The following is a 15,639-nucleotide window of genomic DNA, read 5'->3' as shown; positions in this document are numbered from 1 at the left end:
TCAAGGAGCATCCTGCCAGCCCTCTACGACAGTGCGGCCCTCGAGAGTGCCGCTCAGCGGGCCTTCTTCGTCGCCCGCTTGCGGGGCGGCGTCAACAGGTCGGCGACCGCCGCGATCGCGGACGGCACTATGCGGTAGTACGCCCAGACGCCCCGCTTCTCGCGCTCGAGCAGGCCGGCCTCAGTGAGGATCCGAAGGTGATGACTCACGGTCGGCTGGGAAAGACCAAGCGGCGCGGTGAGGTCACTCACGGACGCCTCGCCCTCCGGAGCGGACTGGATCAGACTGAGCAGTCGCAGCCGGGCCGGGTCGGCGAAGGCCTTCAGCACTCCCGCGAGCCGCTCGGCATCGGCACGCTTAATCGGCTCGCCAGCAAGCGGCGAGATAGCAGGCATAGTCGTTTTCGTAGTTCCCACGTCTTCCATCGTTCCACCAACACCATCGATGGGCCGGTGGAACCGGAACCAGTACCCCGATGGCGACCGCGAGGCCGGATGCGAGGAGGGCTGGGGGCCGGGGCGGCGAGGTTACGAGCAGCCGCTGCCCATTCTCAAGGCGTCATGCACGCTGGGACCGCGTGACACGTTCGTGTCAGCGTCGCCACCCTGATGTTGGAACAGATGTGCGAGCGGGGATGAAGACCGATAGAGGACGGGTCGTTGCAACCTCGTGGGCCGAGGGCGTCCGCTCGTACGGCGACGGAGTGACGATCGATCTGCGTACGGCGAACAGCGAGCTGCTGCGCACCACCGGATGTGAACCGGGCGACGCGAACCGGACGGTGCGCCAGGCGGCCGGCGCGGGCGAGGCGGAGCTTCCCCGGCCGATCTGCGGCTGTACCGGCCGCCGCCGCAAACCCCACGCGGAAAGCTCCAACAACAACCGGTGCAGCCGATTGATGGTCTGCGTCCGTGCCCGGCCAAGCTCGTCGCGGCGGTCGACCAGCATCCCCATCACGACCAGGTCCGCATCGACCTGAACCGACACGAGATTCGGGGTGCGCAGCGCGACCATCGCGACTGCGCATCCACCGGGTCGGTCTTGCGGCCGTTGCCGGTGGCGAACACCGGCACCTGCGCCGACAGCTTCGCCGGCACGTCGAGCGCCGTCTCACCGTCATGCACCAGCCGGTGGGCGACGTGCTAGGAGAGCACCTACTTCGATCAGGCGCCGTAGTCCTTCGGGTGCGTCGGTGCTGGACACCTAATCGGTTGGCACCTCACCGCCTAACCGCATTACCGTGCCGGCCGTGCCCATCCATGATGACGAGATCCGAGCCACCGTCGGGCAGGTGCGCCGCCTGGTGGCGGCCCAGTGCCCGCAGTGGGCCGACCTTCCCGTGACACCCCTACCCGACGAGTGGGAGGGCACCGACCACGTACTCTTTCGGATCGGCAACGAACTCGTCGCCCGTATGCCCAAGATTGCCTCGGCGGTCGACCAGGCCGATTCCGATGCGCGGTGGCTGCCCTTGCTGGCCGCCCACCTGCCCGTGCGGATTCCAGTTCCGCTTCAGGTGGGCGAGCCGGGCGCGGGGTACCCGTGGCGGTGGACCGTGGTGCCGTGGGTCGTGGGGAACACGCCTCCCAGGCTTGGCTGCGACGACGTACGCCTGGCCCGCGATGTGGCAGCCTTCGTTCGCGCCCTGCACGGGGTGGACCCGGCCGGCGGTCCGCTCAAGCCACCGGGTTCCCGCGGGTCCGCCCTGCTCCACGCCGATGAAGGCGTCCGCCGTGTGCTGCCCCGGCTCGCCGAACATGACGACGGCTTCGATGTGACCGCGGCCGAGGCGGCCTGGGACGCCTGCCTGGCTGCTCCTGACTGGGACCGGGACCCCGTATGGATCCACGGTGATCTGCAGCCGGGCAACCTGATCACCGACCGCGGCCGACTGGCCGCGGTCATCGACTTCGGCGCACTCGGTGTCGGGGATCCGGCGCCGGACGTGGCTCCGGCGCTATGGACCTTCACCGGAGCGGCCCGAAAAGCCTACCGAGAGGCAATCGAGTACGACGACGCCACCTGGCGCCGCGCCTGCGGCTGGGCCCTCGCACCGTCACTGACCGGCATCGACTACTACCGGCACACCTTCCCGCGAATGGCCGAGCACGGCCGCCGAATGGTCCGCGCAGTGATCGCCGAACTGGCGTGAGTGCCACGACCAGCCGACTGGCTACGCGCTGTGCGTGTCCCCACAGCTGAGACTCCGATCCCATCGACAGTGCGCTGACCAGCGCTTTCTGCTCGGTGACCTCTGCGGCGGGCCCGAAGAGGTCAGGTCGGCATGAACGCGGCGAGCCGACGGGCGGCCTCGGTGAGGCGGTTGCGGCCGGGCGTGGCGGCGAGCGCGGCCAGGCCGGGCAGGTCGGCGGAGTGGCCGCCACGAGGAGCGGCGTTGGCGGCGAGGTCGACGAGGTCGGCCAGACCAGGGCGCGGTCCGGCGGGCAGGAGGACCGGCAGCGCCGCGGACGTCACCTGCCAGACCGTATCGCGGGCGCCGGCCTTGAGCGCCTCGGCCAAGGGCTGGACGATCCGCTGCAGCACGATCCGGTCTGCCGTGGCGAGTGTCCCTACCTCCGCCCCGATACCCGTGCTGTCCCAGCCCGGGCGGGCGGCGAGTTCGATGAGCGCGTCGCCGGCCGCTAGCCGCACGGTTTGCCGGTGGTTGGCGAGCGCGTACGCCATGGTCAGGGACATCGCCGGGCCGGCCGGGCCGTCGGCCGCCGCGAGCCCCGCGAGGAAACCCGTGCCGGGGTTGCCGCGGTCCACGATGGCGGCGGCGAACGGCTGGAGGTGCGCGGCCATTGCCTCGCGGTGCGACGGTGCGATCATCGGCCACAGGGCCACGGCTGTTGCGTTCCGGGCGGACCTGGCCCGGTCGGCCGCGCTGCGCGGATCGGCGAGTTCGGCCGGCAGGCCGGCCGGGTCCAGCATCGCGATCCGCCGGCTGGAGACGTACGGTTGGTGCCCGACCTCCTCGACCCAGGTCCGCGGTTCGGCGGGAGTGGCCAGCCAGCCGGCGAACCGGCGGCCGGCCGGCGAGACCAGGCGCGCGGCGGTCGCCCGGGAGTACCGCTCGGGCGTCCGCGAATCGTGCCACGCGATGTTCCAACCGCGCTGTCCCCGTGGCCAGCCGGATGAACGAAAGTCATCCCCAATCCGGGGTGTTCGGCAATTCGTCTGGTGCGCAAGATGATGCGCGTAGCCGCGCCGCCACTGAGGACACACGAGCAAGAATGGTGACATAGGGCCGGCGGGCAGATGGTATTCGAGCCGCAGGCGCAGCAAGTAGCCGAGATGAAGGCGTCGCCGGCTCGCTGTCGACCGGACGTAACCTTCACGTTGCGCGGCTGGACCACCGACAGCTCCTGGTCCGTCGTGTATGTCCGCTTCACGCTGAGCGACCTGGAGCATCTCTCCGTTGGGAAGATCCTCGTGCGAGAGCCTGGCACAGAGCCGAGAGTGGTCGGCGAGCCCGAGTTCGACGCGTTGATCTGTGACTGACACCTGCTGGTCAGCGTCCGCTCATGGCCGCTGTCCGTCGCGTTGGTAGCGCCTGGCGCCGTGCGCTGTCATGCCGAGACGAGGATCTGGGGGCGGGACCCGTAGCAGTGCCGGGACAATCGTACGGGTCTCCGAGCGATTCAAGCAGGTTTCCGGCCCCAGGACGAGATCATGGGCGAGGTGGCGAGGTCGAGAAGCCCCGCCGCGACGTTGTCGAGATGCCGGTCGACTTCTTCGTCGGTAGCCAGGCCGGCGGCGACCAGCCGGTCGCGGACCTGCGCCACGGTGGCCTGCTCCAGCAGGGTGCAGCCAGCGCCGGTCATCGGGAAGAAGGCGTCGGCTTCGACGTCGACGAGTCCCGCGCCGCGCAACAACCGAGGCAACGTGCGCCCGTAGGACAGGTCGACACCACGCTGAGCCATCAGCGTGCGGAAGTCGCGCTTGAGTTTGTTGGCCAGCTGCTGGGCCGGTCCCGACTCGTCCGGGCAGACCAGCGGCTGCATCATCGGGTCGGCCTCCTCCACCAGCAACCAGCCGCCGGGCCGCAGCGCCGAGATCATGGCGGCAAGCGCCGCGGCACGCTGTGGAACGTGCACCAGGACGAGGCGCGCGTGCACCAGGTCGAATCCATCCCCTGGCGGCGGCTCGACGCCGACGTCGTGGCGGCGGATTTCGTAGCCGGCGTCGGCGGCAGCGGTCATCCACGAGACGTCGATGTCGGTGGCAAGCACGTGCCCCGCCGGGCCGACGCGCGCGGCGAGCCAGGACGGCACGCTGGGGCCTCCGGCGCCGACTTCCCAACACCGCCAGCCTCCCGCGATGCCGAGCGCGTCGATGTGCCGAAACGTGGAAGGGTTGAACAGCGCCGCCAGGGCGCCAAAGCGAGTCCCCGCTTCCGCCTGCTGATTGTCGAGCAGATAACCGCTGTCATTGGCCACGTCCGCATCATCCCTCTCGCTGATGTCCGCGTTGGCGCGGACTCGTGGTTCAGGTTCGAGTGGTTGGATGACGCCGCGACGCTCCATGAGCAGGACCGAGCAGGTTGGCGCCGACGCCGTTGCAGACGCCCCAGTCGTTCGACTCGAGCATGGCGGTCTCGACGGTTGAGGATGGGCCGATCGGCCGGTCAGGCCGGTGGCTCGGGGACCAGAAGGTAGTTTCCCTGTCATGAGTGAGGACACCTTCCGCTCGGTGGAGATCGAGCGCACCAGCCTGGGGAAGTACGTCGCGCGGAATGTCCGCGGCGGATCGTTGTCGATGGGCACGGGCGAGGACGCCAGCTTCACGCCGGTGGAACTGCTTCTGGCTGCCATCGGCGGCTGCACTGCGATAGACGTGGACCACATCACCAGCCGCCGCGCCGAGCCGACTCAGTTCTCCGTCGAAGTCACTGGCGACAAAATCCGGGACGAGGTCGGGGGAAACCGGATGCAGAACCTCAGGGTCGAGTTCACCGTGACATTCCCGGTGGGCGCGGACGGCGACCGGGCGCGCGAGGCGCTGCCCCGGTCGCTGCAGCAGTCGCACGAACGGCTCTGCACCGTCTCCCGTACCGTCGAACTTGGCACTCCCGTCTCGATCGTCGAGGCTGCCGGTTCCACCGGGGACTGAGGTCTCCGGGCGTCACCCGGGATTTGCGGGCGGCGCGTTCGATCTCATGGAGCGAGTGCCCGCCCAGTCCGCGGCTGCGTCGCCGGTCGCGGCGGCTGCCCTGGCGCTGACTTCGGCTCGACTATGACGGCCCAATTGTGGCAGTGGTCGTTCACCGGCCGACCGCCTTCTGGCTGGCGGGGATGAGCCGCTCTGGTGCCGGCGGAAGGTCGTGGCGCCCGGCGTCCAGGTCGGTGAGGTCTCCGGCGGCGTTGATGAGGCCGATGTGCGAGAACGCCTGAGGAAAGTTGCCCAGGGCTTCCCCGCTGTACGGGTCGATCTGCTCGGCGAACAGGCCCAGGTCGTTGACCCGGTCGGCGAGCCGCTCGAAAAGCCGCCCGGCCCGGTCGCGCTCGCCGGCCAGCGCCAGGCAGCTGACCAGCCAGAAGGAGCAGATCACGAAGCCGGCGGGGTCGCCCTGCCAGCGGCGCAGCAGGCCGTCGTGGGACAACCTCTCCTCGATCATCCGGATGGTGGAACGGATTCTCGCGTCGTCGGCGGGAAGGAAGCCGACCATCGGCATCAGCAGCACCGACGCATCCAGTTCATCGGTGTCGAAGGCCGCGGTGAATGCCGCCTGCCGGTCGCTCCAGCCCCGGGTCAGCACGGCTCGTCGTACCTCGTCCCGTGCCGCTGCCCACCTGGCGACGTCCGCCTCGGATCCCAGGTGAGACCCGAAGCGGACGGCTCGGTCCAACGCCGTCCAGCACTGCACCTTCGACGACACGTAGTGGCGTTCGGCGTCGCGTGCCTCCCACATCCCGGCGTCCGGCAGGTGCCAGTCCCGCGCGGCCCGCTCGGTCATCGCGCGCAGCAGTTGGCGGATGTCCGGCGGCATCGGGTCGAGGTGCTCCCGCATCAGCCAGGCAGCGCTGAGCGGCTCACCGTGGACGTCGTTCTGCCGTTGTCGCCAGGCGTCGTTGCCGACCAGTACCGGTCGGCTGCCGGAGAAGCCGGCCAGGTGCTCGAGGTGGTGTTCGGTGAGGTCCCGTTCGCCCTCCACCCCGTACATGATCGGCACGATGCCCTCGTTCATGCCCATCGACCGTGTCAACCACCCGACGTGCAGGTTGAGCTCGTCGGCGCAGGCCACGCGCCAGAGCGCCTCCAGGGTGAAGCTGAAGTCGCGTACCCAGCCGTAGCGGTAGTCGTAGTTGCGCTCGCCGCCCAACTCCTCGGGCAGGGACATCGTCGGGGCGGCCACCACGGCACCACTGGGCCGGTAGGTCATGCCCTGCACCACCAGCGCGCTGCGTCGCACCTGCTCCGGGTAGAGGCCACGGTAGTCGTGCAGGCCCATCCAGGAGCGCCAGCCTGCGACGGCATTGTCGATCACCTGTTCGGCATCGAGCACCGCTGGCGGGCCGGCGCCGTACGCCGGCGCGTACCCCAGGGTGAAGTGACGCGTCTCGCCGGCTCGTACGGTGAACGACCCGAACGCCTCCCCGACCTCGCACACCAGTGGGATGGACGCGCGCAGATCCAGCCGGGCCGACGCGGCACTGGCGACCAACGCGTCGTCCTGCCGTACCAGCTGGGGGACCATCCGGCCGTACTCGAACCGTGGCCGGTAGTGCAAGCGCAGCGGGACCTCGCCGGAGAGTCCCCGCACTACCCGGGCCAGCACCCTCGGCGAGTGCAGACCGACCTCATGGCCCCGCGCACCCGGTTCGAGGGCCAGCGCGTCGGTCACCGCCACGCTGCCCGTCGCGGTGGTGAAGACGGTACGAAGCACGAGCGTATCGGTCAGGTAGGCCCGGTCCGTGCTGAACCTACCCTCGGGACGGATCACCCAGTGCCCGGCGTCATCATCAAGCAGGCGGGCGAACACCGACGGAGCGTCGAAGCGCGCAGGACACCACCAGTTCACCGACCCGGTGCGGTCCACCAGCACCGCGCTGCGACCATCGGCCAAGAAGCCGTGCTCCGCGATCCGTCCGCACCCCATGGAACGGACTACCCGAGCGGAACGCAGTGACACCGCCACGTCACGCCTCCCTCGAACCGCAGTCCAAGCGTGAAAGCGCACCTGGCTTTGGCCGCCGGACCGGTCCTGCGGCCCAGCGACGGGCGGGGCGCCGTGCCGGGCCGGTCCAGCCGACGGGCGCGCCGCCGGCCACCAGCTGGCGGGCAGGGTACGCCGGCAACGGCAGAAGTCCGGCCGTCCCGTCGGTCAGGCCGGTGAGCTATCGCCACGCCGTCGGACCCGGCCGGGACCTCCCGACACCGCACCGATCCTCAGACCCCTCGGCTGAGTGCCGGCCGGCACACCCGGCGGGGTCGGGGTGCGGGCCGACGCTTTCGGGTGCCAGACTGCGAGGCCGGGGCGACCAGGCGGGACACGTGCGGATCGGTCCGACCGTCGGAGGCCGTGAGCCGGGAGGGAACGCATCGTGGGTGACCAGACCAAGCCCGAGCCGGAGCCGCAGGCCGTGACCGCGGCGATCGACCCTGCCGTGCCACCGAGTGGCCCGGGCTGCGTGGAGTGCGAATCCTCCGGCGGGTGGTGGTTCCACCTGCGCCGCTGTGCGGCCTGCGGCCACGTCGGCTGCTGCGACTCTTCGCCGAGCCAGCACGCGACCGCTCACGCAGCCGCGACGGGTCACCCGGTCATCCAAAGCTTCGAACCCGGCGAGTCGTGGTTCTGGGACTACTCCAACGACCAGTTCTACGGCGACGGGCCGGAGCTGGCCGAGCCGCACTGGCACCCGCTCGACCAGCCCGCCCCCGGTCCCCGGGGGCGGGTACCGGAGGACTGGAAGACCCGGCTGCACTGACTGTGACCTGCCGGTCCGGTCAAGTCCCCGGACCCCGATGGTGTCCGGGCACGGACCTCCGGCCCGTACACCGCCCGACCGGCGCCCCGGTCGCCTCGCCCACGCGACGACAAGATCAACGCAGCCTGCATCTCTTGCTAATCGCGCGTGATTATCTCCGCGGCCTCGATCTGCGGTTACAGCAGCCACCGCCGGATGCCGCGCCGTCCGTCCCGTGCGACCTACGGAGGTCGGATAGTTCGGGGTAAGTCGGCACATGCAGGCGATCCGCCGCTGGCGAACGCCTGAACCAGCCAGCCTTGACCCAGAGCGCTCGGGCGAGAGCGAGATCGGGTCCGCTCATCTGCCGCCGACCGGGTCCGGCTGGGGCGTGGCTCAGACCCGGGGGATCAGCACGCTCAGGCAGGTGACGCAGCCCTCGAGCTTCTCGTACTCGCCGATGTCGACGATGACCGGCGTGAAGCCGAGGTCCGCTACGAGCGCCGCGGTGCGCGGCGCCGACGCGGCCAGCAGCACGAGGTCGTCACCGAGTGGCACGACGTGGCAGCCGGCCTCCTCGTCGACCGTGCGCATGGGCTGCCGGAGCGCGGTCGCGTTGAGCAGTTCCGGCAGCGCGAGCAGGGTGCCGTCGGGCAGTGCGGTCACGGCCGACTTGAGATGCAGCACGTCGCGCAGCGGGACCGGGATTACCGTGCGCCCGCGGGTCGCCAAGTGGGCGCGCAGCTGGGCGAGGCCCTCGCCGTTGGTGCGGCCGCCTCGGCCCACGTACACGGTGGTGCCGATTTGCAGCACGTCGCCGCCGTCCAGCGTCCCGGGGGCCTCGATGCGTACGACCTCCAGCCCGGCCTCGCGTACCGCCTTCTCCGTGCCGGGGATCTCCGGACGGCGCTGTGGCGCGCCCGGCCGTGTGATCACCGCCAGGCCATCGCAGACCACGACGGTGTCCTCGACGAACACCGAGTCGGGGCAGTGATCGGCGGGGGCGACCTCGCGCACCTGTTAGCCGGCCTCGGCGAGCGCGGCCCGGTACGCCTCGTGCTGACGCCGGGCCTGCGCGACGTCCACGTCGCTGCGCTCGATGTGGGTGACCAGCCCCTCGGCCAGCCGGTCGCTGGGTCGCCGGACCAGGGCAATGCCTTGCGTCATGCCACCAGTCTGCATGCGCCTGTCAGCCAAGCTCAAGCAGGGCAGGCAGCAGCTCGCGCTGCGCCCGATTGAGGAATGCAGAACTGCCGCTCGTTGCCGCCCTGCACGAGGCGACGTTCAGCTGCGTCCGACGCACCGCTCCCACCTCCTGCTCGGGTCCTGTCTCCACTCGTCAGAATGCGTGCAGGGGCCGCCCGCGGAACAGCGCCCGGTAGGAGACACAGCATCGCCGGCTTCGGATCCCACCGGGAACGGCTTGGTCGTGACAACCGCCGCCTCCGAGGTGGCTCGATCGAGGTGTACGCCGGGAGCCGGCATCGGTCGGCGCTCCGCCCGCTTCGCGATTCGAACTTTGTCTGGGAGCGGTTCGACGGCTGACTGAGTGACGATCGAGAAGCACCAGGCCGGACGTCGGTGCCTGGATGGTGGCGGTGTGTCGGCCGGGGGAGAGGGCTCGGGCGAGCCACGGGTCGAGTTGTTCGAGGATGTGGTCCTCGCGATGCCTTCGGGGCCCCAGCCGGGCGCGCTCGGCTTGCCGGAGAAGCCGGAGCCGGGCATCGACGGGATCACCAGGAGGGACCCGGGTCAGCACGCCCCCGGCCTAGAAGGCCATCAAGACCATCCGGAGAGATCTCAGGGCCGGGCATAATCATGCTCTGGACCGTATAGAAATTGGGGCCGAACCTCCGATTGGCCGCCGTATTGTCTAGGCAGCCACCCAACTCCGGAGGAGCGCCCATGGCCCTGCCCGTCGTCCACTCGCTGCCTCGGCAGATCCGCGAGTACATCGTCGAGGGGATCGTCAGCGGGCGCTGGAAGCCGGGCGAGCGGATCGTGGAACGGCGGATCGCCGTGGAGCTGGAGGTCAGCCAGACGCCCGTCCGGGAGGCGCTGCGCGAGTTGGAGGTGCTGCGGCTGATCGAGTCCGCACCCAACAAGGGCGTACGGGTACGCAATCTCTCCGCGGCCGACCTCGAGGAGATCTATCCCGTGCGTGCGGGCCTCGAGCAGATCGCCGCTTCGCTTGCCGCGCCACGACTGGGCAAGGACGTCTCCGTCCTGGAGCCCGAGGTCGCCGCGCTTCACGAGGCCGATCGCAGGAGTGATGCCGAGGCCCAGGTACGTCATACGGTCGCCTTCCATCGGGAGTTGGTGCGCGCATCCGGGAACAGCGTGCTGCTGCACACCTGGGAGTCACTCGGTATCGAGGTCTGGACGACCCTCTCCATCCGGTGGCTGGGCACCCGCCAGCAGTCGTACGCGGAGGAGCACGAGGCCATCGTCGAGGCCTTTCGGCGACGGGATCCCCGGGTCGACGAGTTGGTCAAGGAGCATGTGCTCGGTTGTGCACCCCAAGTCTGATTTCGCGGCCTGGGATGCGACTTCCGTGGCCACTGGAAAGCTTGCTCGCGGCCCTTTGATCGATCATCGATCAGAACTATAGTGGCATCGGACCTCCATCGGCCCGAGCTGTCCCGGCCGGCAGGTCCCCTGTCTCACCGTCTCGACCTCCCGCTCAGCGGACGAGAGGTCCGGAACCGTCGGAAGGCGGCGACCATGACCGACATCGGGCGAAAGCAGCCAAGCGCACTCGATCAGATCCCGGACCGCGACCCCGAGGAGACCGCCGAGTGGGCCGCCTCTCTCGACGCCGTCACCGCGGCAGCCGGCCCGCACCGCGCCTCGTACCTCCTGCGCCGCACTCTTGAACACGCCGAGGGCTCCGGGCTCGCGCTGCCGAAGTTGCTGGAGACCGAATACATCAACACCATCCCGACCGCCGCCGAGCCGGATTTCCCCGGCGACGAGGAGATGGAACGGCGCATCACCGCCTACAACCGGTGGAACGCCGCCGCGATGGTGACCCGGGGCAGCCGCTACGGACTGGGCGGCCACATCGCCACCTTCGCCTCCGCCGCCTGGCTCTACGAGACCGGCTTCCAGCACTTCTTCCGCGGTAAGGAGGCCGACGGCTCCGGCGACCAGCTCTACCTCCAGGGCCATGCCTCCCCCGGCATCTACGCCCGCGCCTTCCTGGACGGACGGCTCACCGAGGGCCACCTCGATCGGTTCCGGCAGGAGGCTGGCGGCGATGGCCTCCCCTCCTACCCGCACCCGCGCCGGCTGCCGTGGCTCTGGGAGTTCGCAACGGTGTCGATGGGCCTGGGCCCGCTGTCGGCGATCCACCAGGCGCGGTTTAACCGCTATCTGCAGCACCGTGGCATCAAGGACACCTCCGCCTCGCGGGTGTGGGCGTTTCTCGGCGACGGCGAGATGGACGAGCCCGAGTCGACCGCCGCACTCGCCCTCGCTGGTCGCGAAGGCCTGGACAATCTCACCTTCGTGATCAACTGCAACCTGCAGCGGCTCGATGGACCGGTGCGCTCCAACTTCAAGATCGTCCAGGAGCTGGAGGCCCAGTTCCGCGCGGCGGGCTGGAACGTCGTCAAGTCGCTCTGGGGCTCGGCCTGGGACGACCTGTTCGCGCTCGACACCACGGGCGCGCTCGTACGCCGGCTGCGCGAAATCCCCGACGGGCAGTTCCAGACGTACGTGGCCCGGGATGTCGGCTACATCCGCGACCACTTCTTCGGCGCCGACCCGGCGCTCGTCGAGATGGCGAAGGTGCTGACCGACGCGAAGATCGCCGAGTGCTTCCACGCCTCGCGGGCGGGCCATGAACCACGCAAGGTGTACGCCGCCTATCGGGCCGCGGTGGAGCACCGGGGCGCGCCAACCGTGATCCTCGCCCAGACGGTCAAGGGTTACACGCTCGGCCCCGGATTCGAGTCGCGCAACGCAAACCACCAGATGAAGAAGCTGACGGGTAACGAGTTCCGCGCGCTGCGCGACCTCCTCGAACTCCCCATCCCCGACAGCAAGCTCAACGATGAGTTGGTGCCGTACGCCCACCCCGGCGCCGACTCGCCGGAGGTCCGTTACCTCCACGAGCGCAGGGCCGAGCTGGGCGGGCCCGCCCCGGCTCGCCGGGTCCACCCGGTGGTGCTGCCCGAGCCGCCCGCCAAGCCCTTCGAAACCTTGGCCAAGGGGTCCGGTAGTCAGGAGATCGCAACAACCATGGCCTTTGTCCGCCTGGTCAAGGATCTGATGCGGGATCAGGAGACGGGCAAGCGTTGGGTGCCGATCGTTCCAGATGAGGCGCGTACCTTCGGCATGGAGTCGCTCTTCCCCACCGCCGGGATCTACTCGCCGCGCGGACAGACCTACGACCCGGTCGACCGCGACACGCTCCTGTACTACAAGGAAGCCACGAACGGCCAGATCCTCCACGAGGGAATCACCGAGGCCGGTTCGATGGCCGACTTCACTGCCGCCGCCACGTCGTACGCCATCCACGGCGAGCCGATGATTCCCTTCTACATCTTCTACTCGATGTTCGGCTGGCAGCGGACGGCCGACCAGATGTGGGCGCTCGCCGACCAACTCGGCCGCGGCTTCCTCATCGGCGCCACCGCCGGCCGTACGACAATGACCGGCGAGGGCTTGCAACACGCGGACGGCCATTCCCACCTGATCGCTTCCACCAATCCTGCGGCGGTCGCCTACGATCCGGCCTTCGCATACGAGGTCGCCGTGATCGTCCGCGACGGTCTGCGCCGGATGTACGGGCCGGACGCGGAAAACGTCTTCTACTACCTGACCGTCTACAACGAGGCGAAGACCCAGCCGCCCATGCCGCCGCGCGCGGCCATCGAGGAGGGCATCCTCAAGGGCCTCTACCGGTTCCAGGAAGCCAATGCCCAGGAGTTGGCGGCGGACGCCCCGCGTCTGCAGCTCCTCGCCTCCGGCACCGCCATTCACTGGGCCCTGGAGGCCCAGCGACTCCTCGCCAGCGACTGGAGCGTGGCGGCCGACGTGTGGTCCGCCACCTCCTGGAGCGAACTGCGCCGCGACGCTCTGGACTGTGACGCGGCGCAGCTCAAGGGCGAGGACCGGATCCCTTACGTCACCCGGGTGCTGGCCGGCGCCCCCGGCCCCGTGCTCGCCGTCAGCGACTGGATGCGGGCGGTCCCGGACCAGATCGGCCAGTGGGTGCCGCAGGACTGGCACTCGATCGGCACGGATGGCTTCGGCCTCTCCGACACCCGGGAGGCCGTCCGTCGCCACTTCGGGGTTGACCCGCAGTCGGTCGTGGTCGCGGCGCTCGCAGCCCTGGCCCGGCGCGGCGAGGTCAAGCCCGAGACCGTACAGGAGGCCCGGAAGCGCTACGGAATCGCCTACGACCACTAACCCGGTTTAGGGCTTGTTCGTCCAGGGCGTGCCCTGTCGATCATGGCAGCCAGATGATGGCGGCGATGAGGACCAGGCTGGTTCGGCAGAGGAATGCCGTTTGGCGTACGGATCGCCAGGTCACGCCACTGGGCCGGGGATCGGCACGTCGTCCTTCGATACGGTTTTCTCTACGGTCAAGGCACCGCGATCGGGCCGGGTGGAGAATGGGCGACAGGGGTCGCGTCGGGCGACGTGCCGATTGTCGGCGAGGGCAACGGCCGGTATCCGTTCATTCACGTGCGCGACGCGGTGTCGGCCACCGTGCAAGCGGTCGACAGGGGAAGCCCCGGTATCTACAACGTAGTGGGGGACGAGCCCGCCCCTCAGGCTGAGTGGCTTCCCTACCTGGCCGAAATCCTGGACGCCCCTCCGCCGCGGCGCGTCTCCAAGGAGGAGGCCGAGGAACAGATCGGCGTTCAAGCCGTGTACTACGGCACCCAGCTCCGCGCGGCCAGCAACGCCAAGGCCAAGTCTGCGTTGGGGCTGAACCTCGAATACCCGTCATGGCGGGCGGGATTCCGAGAGCTGTTCAGCTGATCGCCTTGCCCCAAACGCTCTACGTAGGGGGCTGATGACGATCAACCCGGTAGCTCCCCCTTGCTACCGGAGCGAACCATCTGACGGATGTCCGTCGGAAGTGCCGCCTGAAGGCGGTTCATGATGCCGCCCTGCGTCGCCTCGCCGACGACTTCTAGGACGACCCGAGCCGCAAACGCCGCCTCCGGCCGGTCCATTCCCGCGCGATCGGCCACCCGACCGACGAACTCGTCCCTGTCGAACCGGGCACCCCTGCTGGGCGCCCCGGCGGTCTGCCGCAGGTATTCGCCGATCTCGCGAGGAAGTTCAGCGGCGAGGTTGTCGGCTAGTCCTTCCGGAACCCGCTCGCCAAGCGTCTGCAGTGTGGCGCGGATGGCGGACGTCGCCTCACCGATATCGGCGAGTCGCGCCTTCGCCTGGACCTGACCCACAAGCTCGTGATGTTGCACGTTGGCCACCTCCCACGTCTGCCTCAGCGACGATCACTCTCCGCGGTCACCAGGCGGCACGACCGTCCGCAGCCTGACCCTCAGCAGCTCGGTCACCAGGGCTGTGCCCGCGCCGTCGCGAATACCCCTCCGGATGCTGACGACCGCAGGTCGATGGTCAGCTCTTGGCTTCCCGCTTCGCCATCTGGGGTTCGGCGCCCTTGCCGACCTTGCGCAGGGCCTCTCGCAGCTGGTCCTCGGTCATCTTCGAGTTGCCCTCGATGCCCGCGTCGTGGGCGCGCTGGCGCAGTTCGTGCAGCTGCTCGCGATCGGCCATGTCAGCCTCCCCTATGGCGCGTGTCCTGGCCCGGGAACGGGCCCTGCTGACCGGGTGACTTCCCCTGCGCGCGCTGACCTAACACCAACGGAACCATCAGCGCACTTGTGCGGGAGGGCGGGTTGCCGGCGGCGCTTGCCGCCCGGAAACGCCCGCTTGCGGGCAGTCCGGTGGTGGCGCCTCGATCCAGACGTCGGCGTCTCGCCGCTGGGCGAGACGCCGATCCGGGTCAGGTCTGATTGCCGGGCAGGTTCTTGTAGTCCTGCGGACTTACCCCCTTCGGCTTCGGATCCTTCTGGGTTTGGCCGCCACCGCGGTTGACGTTGGTCGACCCGCCGAGCGCGTCGATCATCTCGGCCTTGTTCATCTGGTCGGTGTTGTCGATGCCAGCTCGCTGAGCCTCCTTGCGCAGCTGGCCGGTGGTCATCTCCGCACGATCGCGTGCCATGGGATCCTCCCTCGGGTCACTGGACCGACTGCAGCGCGCGGTAGGCGCCGGCGGGGTCGTCGGTGAAGCGTTCGCCCTTTTGGTCGAGCCTGCGGAAGCCGTCCAGCAGTTGCCGCGATTCAGCCTCGCTGAGCTCGTTGTCCGCCTGCTGGTCGCGGCTGAGACCGCCTTCGAGCCGCCGCACGATGTCGCTCCAGCTGTTCCAGTCACCGCGCCGGTAGACGACCTCGACGTCTGACTTCTGGTAGTCCAACTTCGCCTCCCTGGTCCTGGGCTCGGTCGCTGCGCGCTTACCCGGCCTCGGCCATACCCAACGCGGCGCTCACACGAGGACGAGCACCTCAAGCGATTGGCTGACGCGGTGCCGGCGAACGTCATCAACATCGCCCTCGACGACCTCGGCGACGACGAGTGGACCACGCGGACGGGCACGCACGCCGAGACGGCGCGGGCTGCCGTGCGACCGACCGAGCCGCCGGGCAGCTCATGCATGATCGTCGTGGCTACCGACGCGCCCCT

At 69.4% G+C, this 15,639-nt stretch carries 18 protein-coding genes; 7 read left to right on the top strand and 11 right to left on the bottom strand.

Annotated elements, in window-relative coordinates:
- Positions 1–53 precede the first annotated feature (53 nt).
- Together ACFOYX_RS04050 and ACFOYX_RS04045 are read right to left on the bottom strand one after the other, a co-directional pair.
- Entirely contained in the window at positions 54–425 is a 372-nt protein-coding gene (locus ACFOYX_RS04050) for a metalloregulator ArsR/SmtB family transcription factor (RefSeq protein WP_322439553.1), read from the bottom strand.
- Positions 426–591: 166 nt separating this feature from the next.
- Positions 592–1,014: a hypothetical protein gene (locus ACFOYX_RS04045; RefSeq protein ID WP_322439552.1), complete on the bottom strand. Its 423-nt coding sequence runs from the start codon at positions 1,012–1,014 to the stop codon at positions 592–594.
- A 277-nt stretch (positions 1,015–1,291) separates the two neighbouring features.
- Here ACFOYX_RS04045 and ACFOYX_RS04040 point away from each other — a divergent pair, with 277 nt between their 5' ends.
- Positions 1,292–2,152 carry an aminoglycoside phosphotransferase family protein gene (locus tag ACFOYX_RS04040; protein WP_322439551.1) on the top strand — a complete coding sequence of 287 codons (861 nt, stop codon included), beginning with the start codon at positions 1,292–1,294 and terminating at the stop codon, positions 2,150–2,152.
- Positions 2,153–2,274: 122 nt separating this feature from the next.
- Here ACFOYX_RS04040 and ACFOYX_RS04035 read toward each other — a convergent pair whose 3' ends face one another.
- Positions 2,275–2,934 (bottom strand): DUF6493 family protein, encoded by a 660-nt coding sequence (locus ACFOYX_RS04035; protein WP_322439550.1) that lies wholly within the window; start codon positions 2,932–2,934, stop codon positions 2,275–2,277.
- A 327-nt stretch (positions 2,935–3,261) separates the two neighbouring features.
- On the opposite strand from ACFOYX_RS04035, the gene ACFOYX_RS04030 reads away from it, so the two are divergent.
- Positions 3,262–3,504, top strand: coding sequence for a hypothetical protein (locus ACFOYX_RS04030; protein ID WP_322439549.1), 243 nt, complete (start codon positions 3,262–3,264; stop codon positions 3,502–3,504).
- 140 nt (positions 3,505–3,644) lie between these two features.
- On the opposite strand, the gene ACFOYX_RS04025 is transcribed toward ACFOYX_RS04030, so the two are convergent.
- Positions 3,645–4,442 carry a methyltransferase domain-containing protein gene (locus ACFOYX_RS04025; protein ID WP_322439548.1) on the bottom strand — a complete coding sequence of 266 codons (798 nt, stop codon included), beginning with the start codon at positions 4,440–4,442 and terminating at the stop codon, positions 3,645–3,647.
- 229 nt (positions 4,443–4,671) lie between these two features.
- Between ACFOYX_RS04025 and ACFOYX_RS04020 the strand changes: the two genes are divergently transcribed.
- The gene (locus ACFOYX_RS04020) at positions 4,672–5,115 is read left to right on the top strand and encodes an OsmC family protein (RefSeq protein ID WP_109802894.1); all 444 of its coding nucleotides are present in this window, start codon (positions 4,672–4,674) and stop codon (positions 5,113–5,115) included.
- 151 nt (positions 5,116–5,266) lie between these two features.
- Here ACFOYX_RS04020 and ACFOYX_RS04015 read toward each other — a convergent pair whose 3' ends face one another.
- Entirely contained in the window at positions 5,267–7,102 is a 1,836-nt protein-coding gene (locus tag ACFOYX_RS04015) for a glycoside hydrolase family 15 protein (RefSeq protein ID WP_322439547.1), read from the bottom strand.
- A gap of 445 nt (positions 7,103–7,547) precedes the next feature.
- On the opposite strand from ACFOYX_RS04015, the gene ACFOYX_RS04010 reads away from it, so the two are divergent.
- Positions 7,548–7,931 (top strand): UBP-type zinc finger domain-containing protein, encoded by a 384-nt coding sequence (locus ACFOYX_RS04010; protein WP_322439546.1) that lies wholly within the window; start codon positions 7,548–7,550, stop codon positions 7,929–7,931.
- A 375-nt stretch (positions 7,932–8,306) separates the two neighbouring features.
- Here ACFOYX_RS04010 and ACFOYX_RS04005 read toward each other — a convergent pair whose 3' ends face one another.
- Positions 8,307–8,927 (bottom strand): N(G),N(G)-dimethylarginine dimethylaminohydrolase, encoded by a 621-nt coding sequence (locus tag ACFOYX_RS04005; protein ID WP_322439544.1) that lies wholly within the window; start codon positions 8,925–8,927, stop codon positions 8,307–8,309.
- Positions 8,928–8,930: 3 nt separating this feature from the next.
- Complete coding sequence (locus ACFOYX_RS04000; protein ID WP_322439543.1) at positions 8,931–9,077, bottom strand: hypothetical protein; 147 nt, start codon at positions 9,075–9,077, stop codon at positions 8,931–8,933.
- Between the two features lie 738 nt (positions 9,078–9,815).
- On the opposite strand from ACFOYX_RS04000, the gene ACFOYX_RS03995 reads away from it, so the two are divergent.
- From ACFOYX_RS03995 to ACFOYX_RS03985, 3 genes are all read left to right on the top strand, one after another.
- Positions 9,816–10,439, top strand: coding sequence for a GntR family transcriptional regulator (locus ACFOYX_RS03995; RefSeq protein WP_109799618.1), 624 nt, complete (start codon positions 9,816–9,818; stop codon positions 10,437–10,439).
- A gap of 195 nt (positions 10,440–10,634) precedes the next feature.
- Entirely contained in the window at positions 10,635–13,328 is a 2,694-nt protein-coding gene (gene aceE, locus ACFOYX_RS03990; RefSeq protein ID WP_322439542.1) for a pyruvate dehydrogenase (acetyl-transferring), homodimeric type, read from the top strand.
- A gap of 93 nt (positions 13,329–13,421) precedes the next feature.
- On the top strand, positions 13,422–13,907 hold the full coding sequence (locus ACFOYX_RS03985) for an NAD-dependent epimerase/dehydratase family protein (RefSeq protein ID WP_322439541.1): 486 nt from the start codon (positions 13,422–13,424) through the stop codon (positions 13,905–13,907).
- Positions 13,908–13,948: 41 nt separating this feature from the next.
- Here the strand turns inward: ACFOYX_RS03985 and ACFOYX_RS03980 are convergent, their stop codons facing one another.
- From ACFOYX_RS03980 to ACFOYX_RS03965, 4 genes are all read right to left on the bottom strand, one after another.
- Complete coding sequence (locus ACFOYX_RS03980) at positions 13,949–14,356, bottom strand: DUF2267 domain-containing protein (protein ID WP_322439540.1); 408 nt, start codon at positions 14,354–14,356, stop codon at positions 13,949–13,951.
- Between the two features lie 157 nt (positions 14,357–14,513).
- On the bottom strand, positions 14,514–14,672 hold the full coding sequence (locus ACFOYX_RS03975) for a hypothetical protein (RefSeq protein ID WP_322439539.1): 159 nt from the start codon (positions 14,670–14,672) through the stop codon (positions 14,514–14,516).
- A gap of 229 nt (positions 14,673–14,901) precedes the next feature.
- Positions 14,902–15,099 carry a hypothetical protein gene (locus tag ACFOYX_RS03970; protein WP_109799615.1) on the bottom strand — a complete coding sequence of 66 codons (198 nt, stop codon included), beginning with the start codon at positions 15,097–15,099 and terminating at the stop codon, positions 14,902–14,904.
- 37 nt (positions 15,100–15,136) lie between these two features.
- Complete coding sequence (locus ACFOYX_RS03965; protein ID WP_322439538.1) at positions 15,137–15,373, bottom strand: hypothetical protein; 237 nt, start codon at positions 15,371–15,373, stop codon at positions 15,137–15,139.
- Positions 15,374–15,639 lie beyond the last annotated feature (266 nt).

This window comes from Micromonospora sp. GCM10011541, from assembly GCF_042650725.1.
Taxonomy (GTDB): domain Bacteria; phylum Actinomycetota; class Actinomycetes; order Mycobacteriales; family Micromonosporaceae; genus Micromonospora; species Micromonospora sicca.
This window is presented reverse-complemented; position numbering and strand designations above follow the sequence as displayed.

What these genes read in the sequence shown, in the direction of transcription:
- ACFOYX_RS03995 (WP_109799618.1), top strand. Translation starts at nt 9,816, where the DNA reads ATGGCCCTGCCCGTCGTCCACTCGCTGCCTCGGCAGATCCGCGAGTAC.
- aceE (WP_322439542.1), top strand. Translation starts at nt 10,635, where the DNA reads ATGACCGACATCGGGCGAAAGCAGCCAAGCGCACTCGATCAGATCCCG.
- ACFOYX_RS04000 (WP_322439543.1), bottom strand. Translation starts at nt 9,077, where the DNA reads ATGACGCAAGGCATTGCCCTGGTCCGGCGACCCAGCGACCGGCTGGCC.
- ACFOYX_RS04015 (WP_322439547.1), bottom strand. Translation starts at nt 7,102, where the DNA reads ATGGGGTGCGGACGGATCGCGGAGCACGGCTTCTTGGCCGATGGTCGC.
- ACFOYX_RS04050 (WP_322439553.1), bottom strand. Translation starts at nt 425, where the DNA reads ATGGAAGACGTGGGAACTACGAAAACGACTATGCCTGCTATCTCGCCG.
- ACFOYX_RS04035 (WP_322439550.1), bottom strand. Translation starts at nt 2,934, where the DNA reads ATGCTGGACCCGGCCGGCCTGCCGGCCGAACTCGCCGATCCGCGCAGC.
- ACFOYX_RS04045 (WP_322439552.1), bottom strand. Translation starts at nt 1,014, where the DNA reads ATGGTCGCGCTGCGCACCCCGAATCTCGTGTCGGTTCAGGTCGATGCG.
- ACFOYX_RS03970 (WP_109799615.1), bottom strand. Translation starts at nt 15,099, where the DNA reads ATGACCACCGGCCAGCTGCGCAAGGAGGCTCAGCGAGCTGGCATCGAC.
- ACFOYX_RS03975 (WP_322439539.1), bottom strand. Translation starts at nt 14,672, where the DNA reads ATGGCCGATCGCGAGCAGCTGCACGAACTGCGCCAGCGCGCCCACGAC.
- ACFOYX_RS04030 (WP_322439549.1), top strand. Translation starts at nt 3,262, where the DNA reads ATGGTATTCGAGCCGCAGGCGCAGCAAGTAGCCGAGATGAAGGCGTCG.
- ACFOYX_RS04020 (WP_109802894.1), top strand. Translation starts at nt 4,672, where the DNA reads ATGAGTGAGGACACCTTCCGCTCGGTGGAGATCGAGCGCACCAGCCTG.
- ACFOYX_RS03985 (WP_322439541.1), top strand. Translation starts at nt 13,422, where the DNA reads ATGCCGTTTGGCGTACGGATCGCCAGGTCACGCCACTGGGCCGGGGAT.